Origin of the sequence: Candidatus Manganitrophus morganii, from assembly GCA_021651055.1 — a bacterium.
GTDB lineage: Bacteria > Nitrospirota > Nitrospiria > SBBL01 > Manganitrophaceae > Manganitrophus > Manganitrophus morganii.
In genome coordinates this window covers 2,352,696-2,370,511 of sequence record JAJHOH010000001.1, presented here as the reverse complement: position 1 = coordinate 2,370,511, position 17,816 = coordinate 2,352,696, and the positions used below count along the sequence as shown (strand labels likewise).

The following is a 17,816-nucleotide window of genomic DNA, read 5'->3' as shown; positions in this document are numbered from 1 at the left end:
TTAATCTTCTACCCCTCACGCCTTATGGCATCTTCGCCGCGCCGCCGTCGATCCGAACGGTCGACCCGGTCATCCAGGTGACGTTCGGCGAGGCGAGAAAGACGACCAGCCGGGCCACCTCCTCCGGGCTCCCCATCCCCAGCGGGATGGCGGCGCCGGTTTCGCGCTTGAGCAGCTCCTCGGCCTCTTTCGCCGGTTTTCCCATCCGCTCCGCCAGGAGGGAGGCTTCCACCTCCCAGGAGGGGGTCCAGACCGCTCCGGGAGAGACGGTGTTGACGACGATCTTATCCCTGGCAAATTCCACGGAGAGATACTTCCCCAGCGCGATCAAGGCCGCCTTGGCCACCCGGTAGTCGGGAAATTTCTCCTCCATCTCGGTCCCGGAGGTCGAGGCGATATTGATGATCCGGCCTCCTCCCTGCCGCTGCATTGCGGGGATCGCTTCGCGGCAGCTCCGCACCGCCGCCATCAGATCGAGATGAAACGTCGCCTCCCACTCCGAATCGGTCAGGTCGAGGAAGTTCTTAAAATGGAGCGGTCCGCCGAGGTTGTTGATGAGGAGGTCGATCCGGCCGAAGTGCTTGATGGTTTTTTTGATCAATTGGCGGGGCCCGTCCGGCTTCGTGAGGTCAACGGGGACGGCAAGTACGCCGACCCCGTTCTTCTCGACCTCCGCCGCCGTCCGGGAAAGCGCCTCTTTTCCGCGCCCAGAGAGCGCGATCTCGGCCCCTTCGGCCGCAAGCGCGAGGGCGATCGCCTTTCCGATCCCTTTGCTCCCGCCGGTGATCACCGCGACCTTCCCTTTCAGTCCGAGATCCATCCTTTCCTCCAATTGTTTCCATTGTAAGACAGTTTCATTCCGCCTGTCCAGCCTGGGTTTGGCGGCGAGGCGCCGCTTCGTTCTACGCCAAACCCGATTCGATCACCTTTTGACTTGTTTCCCTCTAAAACAATAGAATAAAATTATGGAAGTTGTTTGAGTTCATTTTCATGGGTCTCAAAAATGATCAATAGCGCTGAAATCTGGCAAAAGGTAGCCGAGGCGATCCAATCCACCCGGACGGTCCGCCTTTCCTACATCAAGCAGCGGGGGCAGATCGTCGGGCATGAGATTGTTCCACTGGACATCCTGGTCAAAATCCGCCCGGAGGGAAAGCGGGTTGAGTACCTCTTCGGCCATCGGCTCGACTTCGGCTGGTGGGAGGATCGGGAGCAGACCCACCGCCAATTCCTCCTCGATCGAATCCTCTCCCTGCAGGTGACCGATCATCGTTTCAATCCCGCCGATTACCTCGATCTCTCCCGCTCGCAACCCCGCTGGTGCATTCCCCGAAACTGGGCCAAGGCCGCGTAGATGAAAACCGGTCGACTGCTGGCTTTTATCGTTATCGCCGGTTCTCTCGGCTACTCCCTCTCTTTGCTTCGTCCGGTGGCGGCGGAGAAAGTCGCTTGGGAAATGCGCGCCCCGGCGCCGATGCCACGCACGGAGGTGTCGGCCGCCGTCCTGGATGGAAAAATTTATCTGCTCGGCGGCCTCACAAAAGAGGGGGTCACGTCGCGGGTCGAGATGTATGATCCGGCGACCGACCGGTGGACTTCCCGGGCGTCGATGCCGGTCGCCCTTCATCATGCCGGCGCGGCGGTGTTGAACGGAAAGCTCTACATCGTCGGCGGCCTGGAGGGGGGGCGGTCATGGAAACCTTCCAGCGGTCTCTGGGAGTATAATCCTCGGACCGACCAATGGTCCGCCAAGCGGGAGATGCCGACGGCGCGAGGAGCGCTGGGGGTCGGCGTGTCGGAAGGGAAGCTCTATGCCGTCGGCGGATTGGGGGCGACCCGGCCGTTTGAGCTGCTCGGCAATACCGGCGCAAACGAGGCCTACGATCCGGCGACCGACCGATGGGAGAAGAAAGCGCCGCTGCCGACGCCGCGCGACCACCTGGCCGTGGCGGTCGTGAACGGAAAAATTCATGCGATCGGCGGGCGCTTCAACAGCGACTACTCCGAAAACCTCGCCCTCCACCATATTTATGATCCGGCCGCGAACCGCTGGGGCGAAGCGGCCCCTCTTCTCAAACCCCGGAGCGGAATCGCCGCAGCGGTTCTCAACGGGAAGATTTATCTCTTCGGCGGCGAGGCCCCCCAAGGAACGTTCGCCGACAATGATGTTTATGATCCCGGCCAAAACCAGTGGCAATCAGCCCCGCCGATGCCGACCCCTCGCCACGGTCTCGGCGCCGCGACAATTGGAAATCAGATCTTCGTTATCGTCGGCGGACCCAGACCCGGCGGCTCCGTCAGCAGCACGAATGAGGTGTTTCAGGTGGAGTGATGGAATCTCCACCTAACCCCTTGCTTCAGCAGCATGTACGGAATCATCACCCTCTTGCACGTTCAATACGACGATAGAAAGAGATCGCCCTTAAACCTTCCTCGTCCGCCGACCCGCTTCGCTGCAGGTGTTGACTCCGCGAAAGAATTGGAATATACAAAAGAGTCATGCGCTCGAAGTTAAACACCCTATTTTTCGACTCAATCACGGAGGGCTTCATGGAAATGAATATGGGCATGAAAGAAGAAGACCGCGCCAACGTGGCCGAAGGGCTGTCCAAGATGCTTGCCGACACCTATACGCTTTACCTTAAGACACACAATTTTCATTGGAACGTGACCGGCCCCATGTTCCAGACACTCCACCTTCTTTTCGAAACCCAATACAACGAACTGGCCCTCGCTGTTGATCTCATTGCCGAGCGGATTCGGGCCCTGGGATTCCCGGCCCCCGGCACATACAGCGAGTTTGCCAAACTCGGTTCCATCAAAGAAACCCAAGGGGTGCCGAAAGCGGAGGAGATGATCCGTCTGCTCGTAGAGGGTCAAGAAGCGGTGGTGCGAACCGCGCGCGCCGCCTTCCCGGCCGCGGAAAAAGCGGGCGATGAAGCGACGGCCGATCTGTTGACACAGCGGATGCAAGCGCACGAGAAAGCCGCCTGGATGCTGCGAAGCCACCTGGAAAAATAAACTCAGGCCGATTTTCAGAGAGAAACGGTCCACAAGCAACGGAGACCAAACCGGCCGTGCAAAGGCCTACGAAGGCTCCCCCTGTCCCAGGAAAACACAATGTCCGCTAGCCCCACTTCTCGGACAAGGCCGAACCCGAGCGTCTGGATCCGTCTCACCGCTTTGTTCTTGGGAATCCTGTTTTCCGTTCTCGTCGTCGAGGGGGTTTTTCGGTTACTGCCGGTCGCCAAGGGTCCCACAGCCGGGCCGATCAATGCAGAACACCCCATCTTTCGGTTTACGCCGAATAGCGAGTATCAATGGTCGGTGGGGTGGCGTTTCTCTCTCGTGAATCACGGCCGGACCAATAACGCGGGGTTCGTTAACGATCAGGACTATGACGCAAAAGATCCCCGGCCGTTGCTCGCCGTCATCGGTGATTCTTACGTGGAGGCGTTAATGCTGCCTTACCCTGAGACATTACACGGGCGGGTCCAAAAATTTCTCGGGGAGCAGGGGCGCGTCTACAGCTTTGCGGCTTCGGGAGCCCCCTTGAGCCAGTATCTTGCCTGGGCCGACGATGCCCGCGCGCGGTACGCGCCTCAGGGAATGATTTTTGTCGTGGTCGGCAACGACTTTGACGAGAGCGTCGCAAAATACAAAACGGCTCCGGGGTTTCATCATTTTATTGAAAAGAACGACGGGGGGCTCTCCTTGCAGCTTTATGATTACGCGCCGACGCTTCTACGCAAGACCGTGCGTCATTCTGCGCTGGCGCGGTATCTCGTCTCCAACCTACATGCGGATACGGCGCTGAAGATGTTCTGGCAGAGCCTGATGCGTTCGACGCCGGCGGGCGAGACGGAGCGGGCCGTGGGCAACACGGCCGCCGATGTTGCAGACGACCGTCTGCGGGACTCGGAACGGGCCATCCGCGCGTTTTTTGATGAATTGCCGCGACGCACGGCCCTCCCCCCAGGGCGGATATTTTTCCTCCTGGACGGCGTTCGGCCCGAACTGTACGGGAGCGAGGAGGATCTCAATGCGGTCAACGGGGCCTACTTCCCGCGCATGCGTCGCAGGTTCATGGAGGAAGCCCGGAGCCGGGGTTATTCGGTGGCAGATTTGCAACCGCTGTTCATTGCGGATTACCGAGAAAACGGAGCCCGCTTTGAATTTTCGGAAGACGCCCATTGGAATGCCCTTGGACACCAGGTGGCTTCGGAAGCGATCATGAAGAGTCGTCTCTTTAAGGCGCTTTTTACAAACATCGCGAAACCTTTAAATTGAAAGAGAACTGATCTTCGATGGCCGAACCGCTCAAAAATCACTTTGGCCCCGAGATCCCCCGGCGGATCGCCGGGATGATTTCGGCGGTGTTTCCGCGTTTTGACACGAACGCCTTCCTCGCAGAAGTACTCAACGGTTACGAAGCGCTCGATCTGACCCCGCGCGGACGGCAGATCGCCAAAGCGCTGCGCCGCCACCTGCCCGATGATTATGCCAAAGCCGCTGAAATCCTAATCGCTTCCCTCGGTCCGAAACTCGACCGGACCGAAGCGCTGGGGATGGCCCCTTTTCTCTATCTTCCGCACGTTTTCTTCGTCGCGGAATATGGCCTCGACCACTTCGAGATTTCGATGCAAGCCCAATACGAGCTGACACAGCGATTCACCGCCGAGTTCAGCATTCGCCCCTTCCTCGTCCGCTACCCGGAGCAGACGCTCGATCACCTCGAAAGATGGACGAAAGATCCCAGCCCCCATGTCCGCCGGCTCGTCTCCGAGGGAACCCGCCCGCGGCTGCCCTGGGCGCCGCGGCTGCGTGCATTCCAGAAAGAGCCGCGCCCGGTGCTCACATTGCTCGAACGGCTGAAGGACGACCCTGAACTGTATGTGCGCCGCTCCGTAGCGAACAATCTCAACGACATTGGGAAGGATCATCCCGACCTGCTTGTGGAAACGGTCCGGCGCTGGATGACCGATGCAACGGAAGAGCGTCGCCGGCTCATTCGTCACGCGCTCCGTTCGGCGATCAAACGGGGCGAGCCGGGCGCGCTCGGCGTTCTGGGCTTCGGCAAGAAGGTCAATGTGGCGATTCGCAACGCCACCATCACACCGAAACGTCCCCGAACAGGCGGCTCGGTCACGATCGGCTTTGAAGTGGTGAACAAGGGCTCGCGGCGGCAACGGGTGCTGGTTGATTTCCGTGTCCACTTCGTGAAGGCCAACGGCAAAACCAGCCCGAAGGCGTTTAAACTCAAAACAATCGAGCTCGCCCCGAAAGAAACCCTCCCGCTTGGAAAGACCATCTCATTGACGGAGATGACGACGCGGAAGCACTATCCCGGAACGCACCGGGTGGAGGTGGTGTTGAACGGAACGGCCGATCCGCTCGGCTCGTTTGAGTTGGTGGAGATATGAACCACGCCGCATGTCCAAACGCAGCAGTCGAGCGAAGCAAACGCGACTCTTGAGATGACCAAAGACGTTATTGATATTATCAGCGGGATCGTCACGATTTTAGTCGGGATTGGCGGCGCGCTGCTGGCGATCGGCATCTGGGCGATCGCCGGCATACCGAAGTTTCGCCTCCAGAAAATTTTTTGGTTTCCTCACACGCCAGCCCCGGATACGCCGTTTCCGATCGCTCTCCAGTTTCAAATCTTCACCGGCGCGGCCGGCTCAAAAGTCACCACGGAAATTGAAGTGGAGTGTCTTCAGATCGAACAGCCGGGAAAATCGAGTTGCAGCCTCACTCCCTTCACCGCTCTAGAGCTTTTAGAATTAACCGACAAGAAAACGGCCTTCGCCGCCCGGACGAAGGAGTTTTCGCAAATCTTTCTCTTGGAAGGAAGCGGCAGCGTCGTCAAACATATCGGCTTCCACTTTGACGCGGGTCAGAAATTCTTTCCATCAGAGGGAGAGATTGCAATCAAGCTGACCGTGAGCTATACAACGTATGATCCGATCCGCCAGACCTTGAGCTTGATAAAACTGGCGCGGAGTCCTATCCGCCGTCGCGTTATCTATCTTTTTGTAAGATCGATCGATTCAAAACAGGCGAACGAACTGGATCAAAAGATCACAACGATCTGGCCCTATTGGCAAGTAGAGATGCGAGAGGAGCGGCAAGCGGCATGAAACGAACGGAGGCTGCGGCGAGTCCTCCACGCCGGCCGACCGAACCCACGGCGAATACAGGTGTGACGCCGGGATTGATAATGCCATGAAGTTTACCCAGCCGTCAGACGACATCCTCATTGTCAAAGTGGAAGCCAATGCGTTCGCTTTTTTATTTCTCGTCTGCTTCATCGTCCTCGGCTCGATGGCCGCCCTGCAATACGCTCGGACCGGCTCGATGCATAGCGAGCGTTTTCAAGGTTCGGTCGGGGGAGCGGCGATGGGGCTGCTCGGTTTTCTCTTTATGTTCGAGCGGAGCGTTTTTGTTTTTGATGGCGTCCAACGGCAGGTTCGCTGGCATCGGCGGCGCGCGCTCAGAAAACGCACCGGGGTGATCCCCTTCGGCATGATTCAATCGGTCGCCATGCAGAGTCCCCTCGGAGACGAAGGGGTGCCGAGCCGGAGGATTGTACTGGTCCTGCCGGGGCAGGAGATTCCGATCTCGATAGGCTATTTCCCCGATCACGGCGATTCGTGCCTGATGTTGGGCGAGCGGATTCGGCAGTTGATTGGACTGTCCGAGAAGGATCGAGACCCCTTCATGGCGAGCGTTCGAGCGGCGATCGAGTCCGGTAGAATCACGGAAGCGGTGCGCTTGTTGCGGGAGGAAAAACAGATGAGCCTGGAAGAGGCAAAACAGCGGGTCGATGCGATGAGGAGCCAATAAATAGATCTGTCCCCTTTTCTTTTTTATTTCGGTTGCCTGAGCTGTCTGAGGAACAGTATGATGGAAATACCGCATCGGTCGAGCGGGATCGAAAGACGTTAACAATGCGCTCGAATCAATATCCTGATCAACATAAGTCCCCTAACAAGGCGCCAACCCTAAATAAGGAGAACCGCCATGGCCAAAGTCGCGCTGTTGGTTCGACTGGAAGCAAAACCCGGAAAAGAAAAAGAAGTGGAAGATTTCCTTCGCGGAGGCTTGTCGATCGTCCAAGAAGAGCCGGCCACAACTGCATGGTTTGCCATCCGATTGGGGCCATCGACATTCGGCATTTTCGACGCCTTCCCGGATGAGGTGGGCCGGCAGGCGCACCTCTCGGGCCGCGTCGCCGCGGCGCTGATGGCCAATGCGCCCGAGCTTTTGGCGAAGCCCCCCGACATCCAGAAGGTCGATGTCCTTGCGGCCAAGCTTCCGGGATAGACCGGGAGCATCAAACGAAAAGTCGGTCGATTTATAGAGACGAACACTCTGAAGCACAGGGAGGAGGAAAATCCAATGAAAGTGACCAGCCGTTCCATTCAGAACAACAAACGTATTCCCGTAACCAGTGCCGCGGGGGTCCCGGGACCGGACGGTCCCGTCCCGGGTCAGAACAAGAGCCCGCACATCGCGTGGTCGGACTTTCCGGCAAATACCAAGTCATTCGCAATCATCGTCCACGACCCCGACGTGCCGTCGAAGCCCGACGACGTCAACAAATCGGATCGAACCGTGCCGTACAACCTGCCGCGCGTCGATTTCTATCACTGGGTCCTCGTCGACATTCCGGCGAACATGACGGAGCTAGCCGAAGGACAAGACTCCGACGGCTTCACTCCCAAAGGAAAGAAGCCGGGGAAAGTCGCCTACGGCGTGCGCGGCATCAACAACTACAAGGAATGGTTCGGCAATGATCCTCAGATGGGCGGTGACTACGGCGGCTACGACGGGCCGTGGCCCCCCTTCAACGACGAGCGGCTTCACCACTACCACTTCACCGTCTACGCGCTCGATGTCCCGTCGCTCAAGATGCCGGAGCGGTTCAACGGGCCCGACGCGCTCAAGGCGATGCAGGGGCATATCCTCGATAAAGCGACGCTGATCGGGACCTACGCCCTGAACCCGAACCCGCGGGATTAGATTCCGAGAAGCCGTCGGCATCGCTTTTCAGTCGAGTCGATCGGACGAGGCTGGACGGCCGATCCAGGATAACCAGGTCACCGCTGGCAGCCGCGTCGAGACGGCGTCGGCCGCCGGCGGACACCGATCCGTTCCGCTTCTGAATTCGTGATATTCATTTAACTTAGCCTCTTTCCGGTCGATCTGATGATGCCCCATGACACTCCCCTGATTTCCACCCTCGCCGTCGGCCTCGGTCTTGCGTTTGTATTCGGGTATATCGCGGTCCTGCTTCGCTTGTCGCCGCTGGTCGGCTACCTGCTGGCCGGAATGGCCGTCGGGCCGTTTACCCCCGGCTTTGTCGCCGATGCCACGCTGGCCCCGCAGCTCGCCGAAATCGGCGTGATCCTGCTGATGTTCGGCGTCGGCATGCACTTTTCCGTGGGCGATCTTCTGGCGGTCCGTAATATCGCGCTCCCCGGCGCCGTCGTGCAAATCGCCGTCGCCACGGCGTTGGGAGCCGGCCTCGCTTCTTTCTGGGACTGGTCGCTCGGCGCGGGGCTGGTTTTCGGGCTGGCCTTGTCGGTCGCCAGCACCGTCGTCTTGCTCCGCGCCCTGGAGGCGCAAAATACCCTTTATTCGGAAAACGGCCGGATCGCGGTCGGCTGGCTCATCGTCGAAGACCTGGCCATGGTCCTCACCCTGGTCTTACTACCGCCGCTGGCGGGGCTGCTCGGGGGAGATCCGAACGGGGGCCATCCCGAAAAGGTCGAACAGTCCAACCTCGCCGCCGCCTTGGGACTCACCCTCGTGAAGGTGACGACCTTTATCGCTTTTATGCTGGTGTTCGGGCGCCGGCTCTTCCCCTGGCTGATCAAGCAAGTGGAGCGGACCGGCTCGCGCGAGCTTTTTACCCTTGGGGTGGTGGCGATCGCGCTCGGGGTGGCCTTCGGCTCCGCCCGGCTTTTTGACGTGTCGTTTGCGCTCGGCGCATTCTTCGGCGGCGTCGTCGTGAACGAGTCCGACGCAAGCCACCGGGCGGCCGTTGATCTTCAGCCGCTGGAGGACATTTTTGCCGTCCTCTTCTTTGTCTCGGTCGGGATGCTCTTCGATCCCGGCATCCTCTTGCGGCAGCCGCTCCAGGTGGCGGCGGTCGTCGGGATTATCGTGATCGGCAAGTCGTTGGCTGCGGCGGTGATTGTATTGGCGCTGGGCCGTCCGCTCAACACGGCGCTGATGGTCTCGGCCGCGCTGGCGCAGATCGGCGAGTTCTCGTTTATTCTCGGCGGGCTCGGCGTCGGGCTCGGCCTGCTCCCCCCGGAAGGGTATAACCTGATCCTGGCAGGCGCGCTGCTTTCGATCATTCTGAATCCGTTTATCTTCCAAGCGGTCACCCGCCTGCGACCCGCTGAAGCGGCTTGACCTACTCGTTGGAGTTGAACGATCGTGTCATCTCGCTCACTCATTCGTTTCAGTGATTGACTCGGCACAGAGGGTTGGATTATACAGAACCAAGCAACGACGCGATCGATCCGAAGAAATTCTCCCCAGCCACTTTATCGTGAAGGAGGAAAGAGAGATGGCGGTCAAGCTCAACAAAAGCGCCTATGAACATGCCAAACAACTGATTCACGAAGAAAAGATCGAAATCGATGAGAGAGATGCGTGGAGCGAACACCAACCTTCCACACAAGAAGAGAATGAGTTCGTCCGGCTGCACGGGTACGATGAATACGCCAAATGGCATCTTGGAATCGACGAAGAAGAACCCGATCAGACCAAAAAAAGATATAAATTTCCGTACGGTGATTTCGAAAGGGTCCATCGCTGCGGGGTTCTCTCCGCGGAAAGCAGGGCGGGGCAATACAAATATATCGACATCGAAAACGCCGCCGCCCATTTGCATGGGATGATCGATGCGCTGAAGTCGTCCCACGCCGCATGATCACCGGCTGAATCATAGAACAGAATGGCTGCTGAACCTCAGATTCGCATCAATGTTTGGAGCGACTATGTCTGCCCGTTCTGCTACCTGGAGGTCCCGGTCCTCGACCGGCTCCAAGAAGCGTTCGGGCCGGCGCTGCAAATCGATTGGCATGCGTTTGAACTCCGACCCGAGCCGATCCCGACACTCGATCCGGCCGGGGACTATTTAAAAACGACCTGGGCCCGTTCGGTTTACCCGATGGCGGAGCGGCGCGGCATGGCCCTTCAGCTTCCGCCGGTGCAGCCCCGCAGCCGAAAAGCGTTGGAGGCGGCAGTGCATGCGCGTGCCGAAGGATCATTCGATCCGATGCATCGGGCGATTTTCCGCGCTTTCTTCGAGGAGGGCCGGGACATCGGACAGATGGAAGTCCTGTTGGAAATCGCCGCCTCGGCAGGTCTGGATGTGGAATCGCTCCGACATGCACTGGAGACAGACCGCCACACGAAAGCGGTCTTGGAAGAGGAGCAGCTTGCGCAGGAGCTCGGGATCTCCGCCGTCCCGACGATGCTTCTTCGCCGAGGGGATACTCCTTTGCATGATGCGACGGGTTTGCGGGGCGCCCTTGCGTATGAGCACGTTCATGCCGTTGCGGAGAGATTGCTGCGCGGAGAGGGACCTTTCATGACGGCATCGGGATAATGGCTTTTTCCGACGACTTCTCCGAATAGCGCAGGCTCGGGGCGTCGATTTCAAAACGACGGAGCAGGAGTTCTTCGAGACGGCCCCGCCCTTCCTTGCTGCTCAGGTGCTTTGCCACTCCATAGACTCTCTGCTTTTTTGAAAATATAAAGAAGGATTTTTTACAAAACAAAAAAAGGAGGATTTTCACATCATGGAAACACGCCCGCCGATTCCCCCGTTTACCCTTGAGACGGCAAAGAAAAAAGTTCAGGCGGCCGAAGATGCCTGGAACAGCCGCGATCCGGAGCGGGTCGCCGGTGCTTACACCGAAGACTCACAGTGGCGGAATCGATCGGAATTTTTCAGCGGCCGAGAGAAGATCAAAGAATTTCTCAAACGGAAATGGACGAAAGAGCTCGATTATCGTTTGAAGAAAGAACTTTGGAGTTTTACCGAAAATCGGATTTCGGTTCGTTTTGAGTATGAATGGCATGACGACGCCGGATTCTGGTATCGCTCTCATGGAAATGAACAGTGGGAATTCGCCGAAAACGGCCTCATGAGAAGACGCGAGGCGAGCATCAACGATGTTCCGATCAACGAGTCCGACCGCAAGTTCCGGTGGGAGCGCACGCCGCCCACAGTCATTGGTTGAAGGCGTCCTCTGCAAAAATCCCTGCATCATTGCTATTTATCATGAATTAAGGTATAGAGAAAAAGTCAGTGGTGATATACTATCTTGCGAATAAAAACATAAGCCCGCCGATGACGGCGAGCGTTAAAACACACTCCATCGGATCGCGTTTTGAACAGCAGAGTCATACACATCGATATCGCCAAGGGAATCGGTATTCTCCTGGTCGTCTTAGGACACAACTGGATCGTCACTCAGGACGGGGCAAAGGGAGAGCTCTACGAAATAATTTCTTCTTTTCATATGCCCCTCTTCTTTTTTTTGTCAGGCATTTTTTTTAAGCAAGACCAAAAGCTCCTCCCTGCGCTGCTAAAAGGGGTGGACGCGCTTCTTAAACCGTATTTCGTCACATTGGCGATGCTCGGGATCGTCTTGATCATCTTTGAAGGAAAATCACCTTTAAGATATTTTATCGGTGTCGCCTATGGGACCGGCCCCATGATTCCGTGGGGGCCCCTTTGGTTTTTACCCCACCTTTTTGCAATCCATATTTTTTCTCTTTTGCTTCTGAATTGGACAAAGCTTAATGAAAGATCGGTTTGGGTGAAAAGCGCCGTCGTGACAACCCTGCTCACCATTGGATATCTCATGCTGCCTGTATTCTGGCAGATGCCCCTGACCATTCTCGGCAAGCAAATCGACCTGCCCGGCCTCCCCTTTAGTGTCGACATTCTGTTGGTGACCGGCTTTTATTTTCTGCTCGGTTTTTTACTGCGCGAGCGGCTCATCGAATTCGAGTTCAATCTGCCGTTATTCTTGCTGGCACTTCTGTTATTTTTTTTAATCCACCTCCGATTCGATTACATCACCGATCTCTTCTTTCGAACCTACGATCATTTGGTGTTTTCAACCGTATCCGCCCTTCTGGGTATCTATATCGTCCTCTCTTTTTCTAAAATCCTTTCCAGGGGGGCCGGATTCTCCGCACTTTTCTCATACATTGGCGTCAATACTCTGATCATTCTCATTTTTCATGATTTCCTTCAGGACAAAATTTTTACAACACTCAGAGTTCTCCCCGGTCCTGAGATTTTATATGGCATCGTCGCCTTCCTTTTAGGTGTGGCGCTGCCGCTGGCGATCTCAGAAATCATTCGAAGCAACACCCTGCTGCAGCGATGCTACCTCCCGATAAAATCAAGCAAACAAATCGAGCAGATTCAGTAATCTGCGCCGGCGATTCTCTAGGACACTAATGGAAGTTGTCATACAAGAAGAGCCGACCGGCTGCGGCTTCGCGAATGTGGCGATGTTGGCAAAACGGCGTTATGCGGAAGTAAAGGCGCTTGCAAACAGCATCGGCATCTTTGCGGCGGATCCCCGGCTTTTACTCCGACACGACCTACGTGAGGCGCATTCTTGCGGAATACGACATCCGGGTCTCTGAGCAAGAAACGCCGTTCACTTCCTGGGAGAGCCTCCCGGAGAGGGCGCTTCTTTCAATCAAATACCACGTTGATAACGGGCAGCCCTTTTGGCACTGGGTGGTCTTTGTCCGGGAAAGCGGAACGCCGGCGGTTCTGGACCCGGCGAAATATCTCTCGAACAACCGAAGAACCGATTTAGATGAGATGCAACCGAAGTGGTTCATCGAAGTCTACGACCGATAGACCCGCCGTCTCCTCGTTTGCAATTTCCCCCTTCCTGAACTAAGATATACCCATCCATTTCCGCACGAGAAAGCGCTTCGCTGATGAACCATCACTTAACCCAAACATCCGATCGTCAGGCCCGGCGATACCGCTCTTTACTGGAGGTCGCGGAGGTGATCTCCCTTCGCCGGGATCTTGACGAATTGTTCCGAGAGTTGGCACAGCGACTTCCCGCGGTCGTTCATGTGAATTATGTGGCCCTCTCGCTCTATGATCCCGATCGCAACCTGATGCGGCTGCACACCCTTCAGGCCAATGTTCCCGCCGAGATCGTAGGGGGCCTCGAAGCCCCGATTGATGCGTGTCCGGACGGGTTCGTCTGGAAAAACCAGCGGTCTGTTCTTGTTCCCGATCTTTCCAAAGAAGTGCGTTGGTCGAGGGTCATTCAGTTGATGCGGGAAGACGGCGCCCTCTCCTGTTGTTTCGTCCCATTGACGACCGCCCTTCGCAAGCTGGGCGCGATGGGATTTACCAGCTCAAAAAGCGAAGCATGGGATCGGGAAGATCTGGAATTCTTGGAGCAGGTGGGAAGACAGGTCGCCGTGGCCGTCGAAAACGTCCTGGCCTATCAAGAAATCAGCCGGCTCAAAGACAAGCTGGCGCAGGAAAAACTCTACTTAGAAGACGAAATTCACACCGAGCATAACTTTACGGAGATCATCGGAGAGAGCAAGGCGCTGAAGCGTGTTTTGAAGCAGGCGGAGACGGTCGCCTCGACCGACTCGACGGTGCTGATCCAGGGAGAAACCGGCACCGGCAAGGAGCTGATCGCGCGCGCGATTCACAACTTAAGCGGGCGGCGCGAGCGGACCTTCGTGAAAATCAACTGCGCGGCGATCCCGATGGGCTTGTTGGAGAGCGAGCTCTTCGGCCATGAGCGGGGGGCTTTCACCGGCGCCATCGCCCAGAAGATCGGCCGGTTCGAACTGGCCCATCAGGGAACGCTGTTTATGGATGAAGTCGGAGACATCCCGCTGGAGCTGCAGGCAAAACTGTTGCGGGTGCTTCAAGAGCAAGAGTTCGAACGGCTGGGGAGCAATAGAACGATTAAGGTCAACGTCCGCCTGGTGACGGCGACGAACCGCGACCTGCCCCGGATGATTGCCGATAAAGCGTTCCGAAGCGACCTCTACTATCGCCTGAATGTCTTTCCGATCTTATTGCCGCCGCTGCGCGAGCGGCCCGAAGACATCCCTTTACTGGTGAGATACTTTGCCCAGAAATATTCGAGACGGATGAACAAACAGATCGAGGCGATCTCCGCCGAGACGATGGAAGCGTTGACAGGGTATGACTGGCCCGGCAATATTCGGGAGCTTGAGAATATGATCGAACGCGCGGTGATCCTCTCGCAAGAATCGACCCTTTTCGTTCCGCTCACGGAACTGAAACGTTCTTCCGAGGCGGCGCCCCACCGCGTCTCGACGCTCGAGAGCGCCGAGAGAGAACATATCCTTCGAATTCTGAATGAGGCCAATTGGGTCATCGCCGGGCCCGCCGGCGCAGCCGCCCGCCTCGGAATGAAACGGACCACCCTTCAACATAAAATGAAAAAGCTGAACATCTCCCGTCCCTCTTAGTGCCCGCCGGTCGGCATCTGACGGCATGTGGGCAGATCCAGGTTGGCACGCTCTCCTCCACAGATCCCCTCTCAATTTATAACGCTTTGTTTTAACTCTTTTATGCTCCCGATCTGGAGGTTCAGTCCTCCTGGTATGGGCTTTGCTATTTATTACCGGCAAAACCGGCACCAAAGAGCGTATCGACAATTGACTCGTTTGCAATCCCTTCCTTTCCTGAACTAAGATAACTCAGTTTAGTTTCGAAGGAAGCATTCTCTTGTATGGTTCAGCATCATTGCTGATTTTGTCTCTTAATCTAAATGGAGGAGGATATCATGGCCAATAAAAAGATCATCGCAGTTGTCGGCGCCACCGGCGCACAGGGGGGCGGCTTGGTCCGCGCGATCTTGAATGATAAAGAGAGCGGCTTTGCAGTGCGAGCCCTGACCCGAAACGTCAACTCCGATAAAGCGAAAGCGCTGGCGCAACAGGGGGTCGAGGTCGTCGCGGCCGATATCGACGATGTGGAAAGCGTCAAGAAAGCGTTCGACGGCGCCTACGGCGCATTCTGCCTCACCAATTTCTGGGAACACTTTTCGGCCGAGAAAGAGGTCGCCCAGGCCAAGAACATGGCCAAGGCGGCGAAGCAGGCGGGCGTTCAACATGTGATCTGGTCGACCCTCGAAGACACCCGCAAATGGGTCCCGCTTTCGGACAACCGGATGCCGACCCTCCACGGCAAATACAAAGTCCCCCATTTCGACGGCAAAGGGGAAGCCGATCAGGTTTTCGGACAGGCCGGCGCGCCGACGACGCTGCTGCTGACGTCGTTTTACTGGGACAACATGATCTACTTCGGGATGGGACCCAAGAAGGGGCCGGACGGGAAACTGGCGATCACCATGCCGATGGGGGATAAGAAGCTCCCGGGGATCGCCGCCGAAGATATCGGCAAGTGCGCCCTCGGCATCTTCAAGAAAGGCCGGGAGTACATCGGCAAAACGGTCGGCATCGCCGGCGAGCATTTGACCGGCGCCCAGATGGCCGCTTCCCTGACCAAAGCGCTCGGCCGGGAAGTCCGCTACAACGATGTGCCGCCGGAAGTTTATCGCAGCTTCGGCTTCCCCGGCGCCGACGATCTCGGCAACATGTTCCAGTTCAAGCGCGATTTCAACGACGACTTCTGCGCCGCGCGCAATCTCGCCGTCTCTCGCGCCCTCAACCCGGAGTTGCAGACGTTCGACCAGTGGCTCGGACAAGCGAAGAACCGGATTCCGCTGGAGTAACGGAAACGATGATCTAATTCAATATGCGAGCAAACGCTCAGGAGGGAGGAGAACGATGAAGAGATATTTCAGAAAAGTGGATTTCGTCAATGGATTCAAGACGCATCGCAAGAGGATCGGCCTCTTGCTCCTGGCGTCCCTGTTCATCGGAACGGTTTACACCGGCCTGGGTATCGCAAAAGACCCGGCTTCGCCGCAATCCAAGCAGGTCCAACGCGGAGAGTACCTGGTCAATACATCCGGCTGCCACGACTGTCACACGCCATGGATTATGAAATCGGGCGGCCCCGGTCCGGATATGTCCCGGGCGCTCTCGGGTCACCCGGAAAAAATGGTCATGCCCCCGCCGCCCAAATTGGAAGGTCCCTGGGTCTGGATCGGCGCCGGCTCGAACACCGCCTTCGCCGGACCGTGGGGAATCAGCTACGCCAAAAACCTCACGCCCGATCCATCCGGCCTCGGTACCTGGACGGAGAAAGAGTTTATGACCGCGATCCGAACCGGGAGAGACCGAGACACCGGCCGTCCCATCCTCCCGCCGATGCCTTGGCCGGTCTACCGAAATTTCACGGATGAAGATTTAAAAGCGATCTTCGCTTATCTGAAGACCATTCCGCCGATTAAAAATATCCCGCCGCAGGTTCATGCAACCGCTCCTGCGGTCACACCGGCTCCGTCTTAAAGGACGAAGCCACCGGTGGCTTCGTCCCTGATCCTATTCGTACAGGCCGGCCGCCCGCTTATCGGGCGGCCGGCCCTCATTGAAATGCCGCACCGATTCTGATTGATCAAAATGGGAGAGGATCGTCCATCCTTCTCTCATCCCTCTCCGTTGCAGTCACCCTCTACTCGGATAAGCTAATCTAAACCACTTCCGGCCGCAGGAAAACAGGCGCATCCTTCAAGAGGAAGGTTTTTACGTGAAAGCTTTTTTCATCCTTATCGGCTCTTTCACCCTCCTTGCGACCCTCCTTCCCCTACTGCGGACGGAGGTCTGGTGGATTCGCATCTTCGATTTTCCGCGCCTGCAGATCACCCTTTTTGCCGTCGCCGTGTTGATCCTTTATCCACTTGTTTGGGAGTCCGGCTCCGTTTGGGAAACGCTCTTTATCGTCCTTCTCGCCGCTTCGACCCTCTATCAAATCGGACGGATGCTTCCCTACACACCCCTCTGGAAGAAACAAGTCCCGGAGAGCCGGCGTCCTTTCAAAGAATCGTCGCTACGCCTTCTGATCGCGAACGTCTGGATGCCCAACAAGAACGCGCCGCGGCTCCTGGAGATCATCCGGAAAGCCGACCCCGATTTGATTCTCATCCTTGAGGCAAATCACTGGTGGCAGAGCGAACTGGATCAATTGGAGAAGAGCCATCCTTCCTTGGTCCACCACCCTCTCGAGAATACCTATGGGATGCTCCTCTATTCGCGGCTGGAGCTGGTCCGGCCGGAGGTCCGATTCCTTGTTCAAGAAGATGTTCCCTCGATCCATACCGGCGTGCGGCTTCCGTCGGGCCGGGAGATCGCGCTCCACTGTCTTCACCCGCGCCCTCCGGCGCCGACGCAGCATCCCCGCTCGACGGAGCGGGACGTGGAGTTGCTGATCGTCGGAAAAGAGGTGCGCGGATCGGACAAGCCGGTGATTGTCGCGGGGGATCTCAACGATGTCGCCTGGTCGCGGACCACCCGGCTCTTCCGGAAGATCAGCGGCCTCCTCGATCCGCGGATCGGGCGGAAATTCCTCAACACCTTTCATGCAAAGTATCCATTCATGAGATGGCCGCTCGATCATGTCTTTCACTCGCCGCATTTTCGCTTGATCGAGTTGAAGCGGCTCCCTTACTTCGGGTCGGATCACTTTCCGATCTTCGCCGCATTGAACTTGGAGCCGGAGGCCGCCGACGAGCAGGAAAAACCGCGGCCCCGCCCGGGCGATCGAAAAGAAGCCGAGGAGAAAATCGGGAAGGTCAAACAAAATTGACTCCGGCGAGAAATTCGACTATACAAGGGGA

22 protein-coding genes are annotated in these 17,816 nt (G+C 57.2%); 19 read left to right on the top strand and 3 right to left on the bottom strand.

The features are described from left to right. Window positions 1–22: 22 nt before the first annotated feature. Entirely contained in the window at window positions 23–820 is a 798-nt protein-coding gene (locus MCM46_10905; protein MCG3112315.1) for an SDR family oxidoreductase, read from the bottom strand. A gap of 183 nt (window positions 821–1,003) precedes the next feature. Between MCM46_10905 and MCM46_10900 the strand changes: the two genes are divergently transcribed. The 9 genes from MCM46_10900 to MCM46_10860 all read left to right on the top strand — a co-directional run bounded on the left by MCM46_10900 (window position 1,004) and on the right by MCM46_10860 (window position 8,028). Then, on the top strand, window positions 1,004–1,354 hold the full coding sequence (locus tag MCM46_10900) for a WYL domain-containing protein (GenBank protein MCG3112314.1): 351 nt from the start codon (window positions 1,004–1,006) through the stop codon (window positions 1,352–1,354). Then, window positions 1,355–2,332: a hypothetical protein gene (locus tag MCM46_10895; GenBank protein MCG3112313.1), complete on the top strand. Its 978-nt coding sequence runs from the start codon at window positions 1,355–1,357 to the stop codon at window positions 2,330–2,332. Window positions 2,333–2,550: 218 nt separating this feature from the next. Next, a complete protein-coding gene (locus MCM46_10890) occupies window positions 2,551–3,021 on the top strand; it encodes a DNA starvation/stationary phase protection protein (protein ID MCG3112312.1) in 471 nt (156 codons plus the stop codon). 99 nt (window positions 3,022–3,120) lie between these two features. Beyond that, window positions 3,121–4,290: a hypothetical protein gene (locus MCM46_10885; protein MCG3112311.1), complete on the top strand. Its 1,170-nt coding sequence runs from the start codon at window positions 3,121–3,123 to the stop codon at window positions 4,288–4,290. A gap of 17 nt (window positions 4,291–4,307) precedes the next feature. Then, window positions 4,308–5,423, top strand: coding sequence for a DNA alkylation repair protein (locus tag MCM46_10880; protein MCG3112310.1), 1,116 nt, complete (start codon window positions 4,308–4,310; stop codon window positions 5,421–5,423). Between the two features lie 54 nt (window positions 5,424–5,477). Next, window positions 5,478–6,143, top strand: a complete 666-nt coding sequence (locus MCM46_10875; GenBank protein ID MCG3112309.1) for a hypothetical protein — start codon at window positions 5,478–5,480, stop codon at window positions 6,141–6,143. Window positions 6,144–6,228: 85 nt separating this feature from the next. Further along, entirely contained in the window at window positions 6,229–6,849 is a 621-nt protein-coding gene (locus MCM46_10870) for a hypothetical protein (GenBank protein ID MCG3112308.1), read from the top strand. A 177-nt stretch (window positions 6,850–7,026) separates the two neighbouring features. Continuing rightward, window positions 7,027–7,329 carry an antibiotic biosynthesis monooxygenase gene (locus MCM46_10865; GenBank protein MCG3112307.1) on the top strand — a complete coding sequence of 101 codons (303 nt, stop codon included), beginning with the start codon at window positions 7,027–7,029 and terminating at the stop codon, window positions 7,327–7,329. A 75-nt stretch (window positions 7,330–7,404) separates the two neighbouring features. Then, window positions 7,405–8,028: a YbhB/YbcL family Raf kinase inhibitor-like protein gene (locus tag MCM46_10860; protein MCG3112306.1), complete on the top strand. Its 624-nt coding sequence runs from the start codon at window positions 7,405–7,407 to the stop codon at window positions 8,026–8,028. A gap of 27 nt (window positions 8,029–8,055) precedes the next feature. Here the strand turns inward: MCM46_10860 and MCM46_10855 are convergent, their stop codons facing one another. Beyond that, window positions 8,056–8,226: a hypothetical protein gene (locus MCM46_10855; protein ID MCG3112305.1), complete on the bottom strand. Its 171-nt coding sequence runs from the start codon at window positions 8,224–8,226 to the stop codon at window positions 8,056–8,058. On the opposite strand from MCM46_10855, the gene MCM46_10850 reads away from it, so the two are divergent. The 3 genes from MCM46_10850 to MCM46_10840 all read left to right on the top strand — a co-directional run bounded on the left by MCM46_10850 (window position 8,215) and on the right by MCM46_10840 (window position 10,633). After that, complete coding sequence (locus MCM46_10850; GenBank protein ID MCG3112304.1) at window positions 8,215–9,429, top strand: cation:proton antiporter; 1,215 nt, start codon at window positions 8,215–8,217, stop codon at window positions 9,427–9,429. The two genes, MCM46_10855 and MCM46_10850, sit on opposite strands and share 12 nt — an antisense overlap. A 157-nt stretch (window positions 9,430–9,586) precedes the next feature. Further along, window positions 9,587–9,952: a hypothetical protein gene (locus tag MCM46_10845; protein ID MCG3112303.1), complete on the top strand. Its 366-nt coding sequence runs from the start codon at window positions 9,587–9,589 to the stop codon at window positions 9,950–9,952. 24 nt (window positions 9,953–9,976) lie between these two features. Continuing rightward, window positions 9,977–10,633 carry a DsbA family oxidoreductase gene (locus MCM46_10840; GenBank protein ID MCG3112302.1) on the top strand — a complete coding sequence of 219 codons (657 nt, stop codon included), beginning with the start codon at window positions 9,977–9,979 and terminating at the stop codon, window positions 10,631–10,633. On the opposite strand, the gene MCM46_10835 is transcribed toward MCM46_10840, so the two are convergent. After that, entirely contained in the window at window positions 10,614–10,751 is a 138-nt protein-coding gene (locus tag MCM46_10835; GenBank protein MCG3112301.1) for a hypothetical protein, read from the bottom strand. The genes MCM46_10840 and MCM46_10835 overlap by 20 nt on opposite strands. A 75-nt stretch (window positions 10,752–10,826) precedes the next feature. On the opposite strand from MCM46_10835, the gene MCM46_10830 reads away from it, so the two are divergent. The 7 genes from MCM46_10830 to MCM46_10800 all read left to right on the top strand — a co-directional run bounded on the left by MCM46_10830 (window position 10,827) and on the right by MCM46_10800 (window position 17,785). Next, on the top strand, window positions 10,827–11,270 hold the full coding sequence (locus MCM46_10830; protein MCG3112300.1) for a nuclear transport factor 2 family protein: 444 nt from the start codon (window positions 10,827–10,829) through the stop codon (window positions 11,268–11,270). 150 nt (window positions 11,271–11,420) lie between these two features. Then, the gene (locus MCM46_10825) at window positions 11,421–12,476 is read left to right on the top strand and encodes an acyltransferase family protein (protein MCG3112299.1); all 1,056 of its coding nucleotides are present in this window, start codon (window positions 11,421–11,423) and stop codon (window positions 12,474–12,476) included. A 119-nt stretch (window positions 12,477–12,595) separates the two neighbouring features. Then, on the top strand, window positions 12,596–12,919 hold the full coding sequence (locus tag MCM46_10820; GenBank protein MCG3112298.1) for a hypothetical protein: 324 nt from the start codon (window positions 12,596–12,598) through the stop codon (window positions 12,917–12,919). A gap of 83 nt (window positions 12,920–13,002) precedes the next feature. After that, window positions 13,003–14,541, top strand: coding sequence for a sigma 54-interacting transcriptional regulator (locus tag MCM46_10815; GenBank protein ID MCG3112297.1), 1,539 nt, complete (start codon window positions 13,003–13,005; stop codon window positions 14,539–14,541). Window positions 14,542–14,858: 317 nt separating this feature from the next. Further along, a complete protein-coding gene (locus MCM46_10810) occupies window positions 14,859–15,809 on the top strand; it encodes an NmrA/HSCARG family protein (GenBank protein MCG3112296.1) in 951 nt (316 codons plus the stop codon). Window positions 15,810–15,864: 55 nt separating this feature from the next. Then, complete coding sequence (locus MCM46_10805; GenBank protein ID MCG3112295.1) at window positions 15,865–16,491, top strand: hypothetical protein; 627 nt, start codon at window positions 15,865–15,867, stop codon at window positions 16,489–16,491. 238 nt (window positions 16,492–16,729) lie between these two features. Continuing rightward, window positions 16,730–17,785, top strand: a complete 1,056-nt coding sequence (locus tag MCM46_10800; GenBank protein ID MCG3112294.1) for an endonuclease/exonuclease/phosphatase family protein — start codon at window positions 16,730–16,732, stop codon at window positions 17,783–17,785. The last annotated feature ends 31 nt before the right edge of the window (window positions 17,786–17,816 follow it).

Excerpts from the sequence above, each read along its gene's own strand:
- MCM46_10890 (MCG3112312.1), top strand. The coding sequence starts at position 2,551 with ATGGAAATGAATATGGGCATGAAAGAAGAAGACCGCGCCAACGTGGCC.
- MCM46_10865 (MCG3112307.1), top strand. The coding sequence starts at position 7,027 with ATGGCCAAAGTCGCGCTGTTGGTTCGACTGGAAGCAAAACCCGGAAAA.
- MCM46_10870 (MCG3112308.1), top strand. The coding sequence starts at position 6,229 with ATGAAGTTTACCCAGCCGTCAGACGACATCCTCATTGTCAAAGTGGAA.
- MCM46_10855 (MCG3112305.1), bottom strand. The coding sequence starts at position 8,226 with ATGGGGCATCATCAGATCGACCGGAAAGAGGCTAAGTTAAATGAATAT.
- MCM46_10885 (MCG3112311.1), top strand. The coding sequence starts at position 3,121 with ATGTCCGCTAGCCCCACTTCTCGGACAAGGCCGAACCCGAGCGTCTGG.
- MCM46_10860 (MCG3112306.1), top strand. The coding sequence starts at position 7,405 with ATGAAAGTGACCAGCCGTTCCATTCAGAACAACAAACGTATTCCCGTA.
- MCM46_10830 (MCG3112300.1), top strand. The coding sequence starts at position 10,827 with ATGGAAACACGCCCGCCGATTCCCCCGTTTACCCTTGAGACGGCAAAG.
- MCM46_10810 (MCG3112296.1), top strand. The coding sequence starts at position 14,859 with ATGGCCAATAAAAAGATCATCGCAGTTGTCGGCGCCACCGGCGCACAG.
- MCM46_10880 (MCG3112310.1), top strand. The coding sequence starts at position 4,308 with ATGGCCGAACCGCTCAAAAATCACTTTGGCCCCGAGATCCCCCGGCGG.
- MCM46_10805 (MCG3112295.1), top strand. The coding sequence starts at position 15,865 with ATGAAGAGATATTTCAGAAAAGTGGATTTCGTCAATGGATTCAAGACG.
- MCM46_10815 (MCG3112297.1), top strand. The coding sequence starts at position 13,003 with ATGAACCATCACTTAACCCAAACATCCGATCGTCAGGCCCGGCGATAC.
- MCM46_10850 (MCG3112304.1), top strand. The coding sequence starts at position 8,215 with ATGATGCCCCATGACACTCCCCTGATTTCCACCCTCGCCGTCGGCCTC.
- MCM46_10900 (MCG3112314.1), top strand. The coding sequence starts at position 1,004 with ATGATCAATAGCGCTGAAATCTGGCAAAAGGTAGCCGAGGCGATCCAA.
- MCM46_10875 (MCG3112309.1), top strand. The coding sequence starts at position 5,478 with ATGACCAAAGACGTTATTGATATTATCAGCGGGATCGTCACGATTTTA.
- MCM46_10905 (MCG3112315.1), bottom strand. The coding sequence starts at position 820 with ATGGATCTCGGACTGAAAGGGAAGGTCGCGGTGATCACCGGCGGGAGC.
- MCM46_10845 (MCG3112303.1), top strand. The coding sequence starts at position 9,587 with ATGGCGGTCAAGCTCAACAAAAGCGCCTATGAACATGCCAAACAACTG.
- MCM46_10895 (MCG3112313.1), top strand. The coding sequence starts at position 1,355 with ATGAAAACCGGTCGACTGCTGGCTTTTATCGTTATCGCCGGTTCTCTC.
- MCM46_10840 (MCG3112302.1), top strand. The coding sequence starts at position 9,977 with ATGGCTGCTGAACCTCAGATTCGCATCAATGTTTGGAGCGACTATGTC.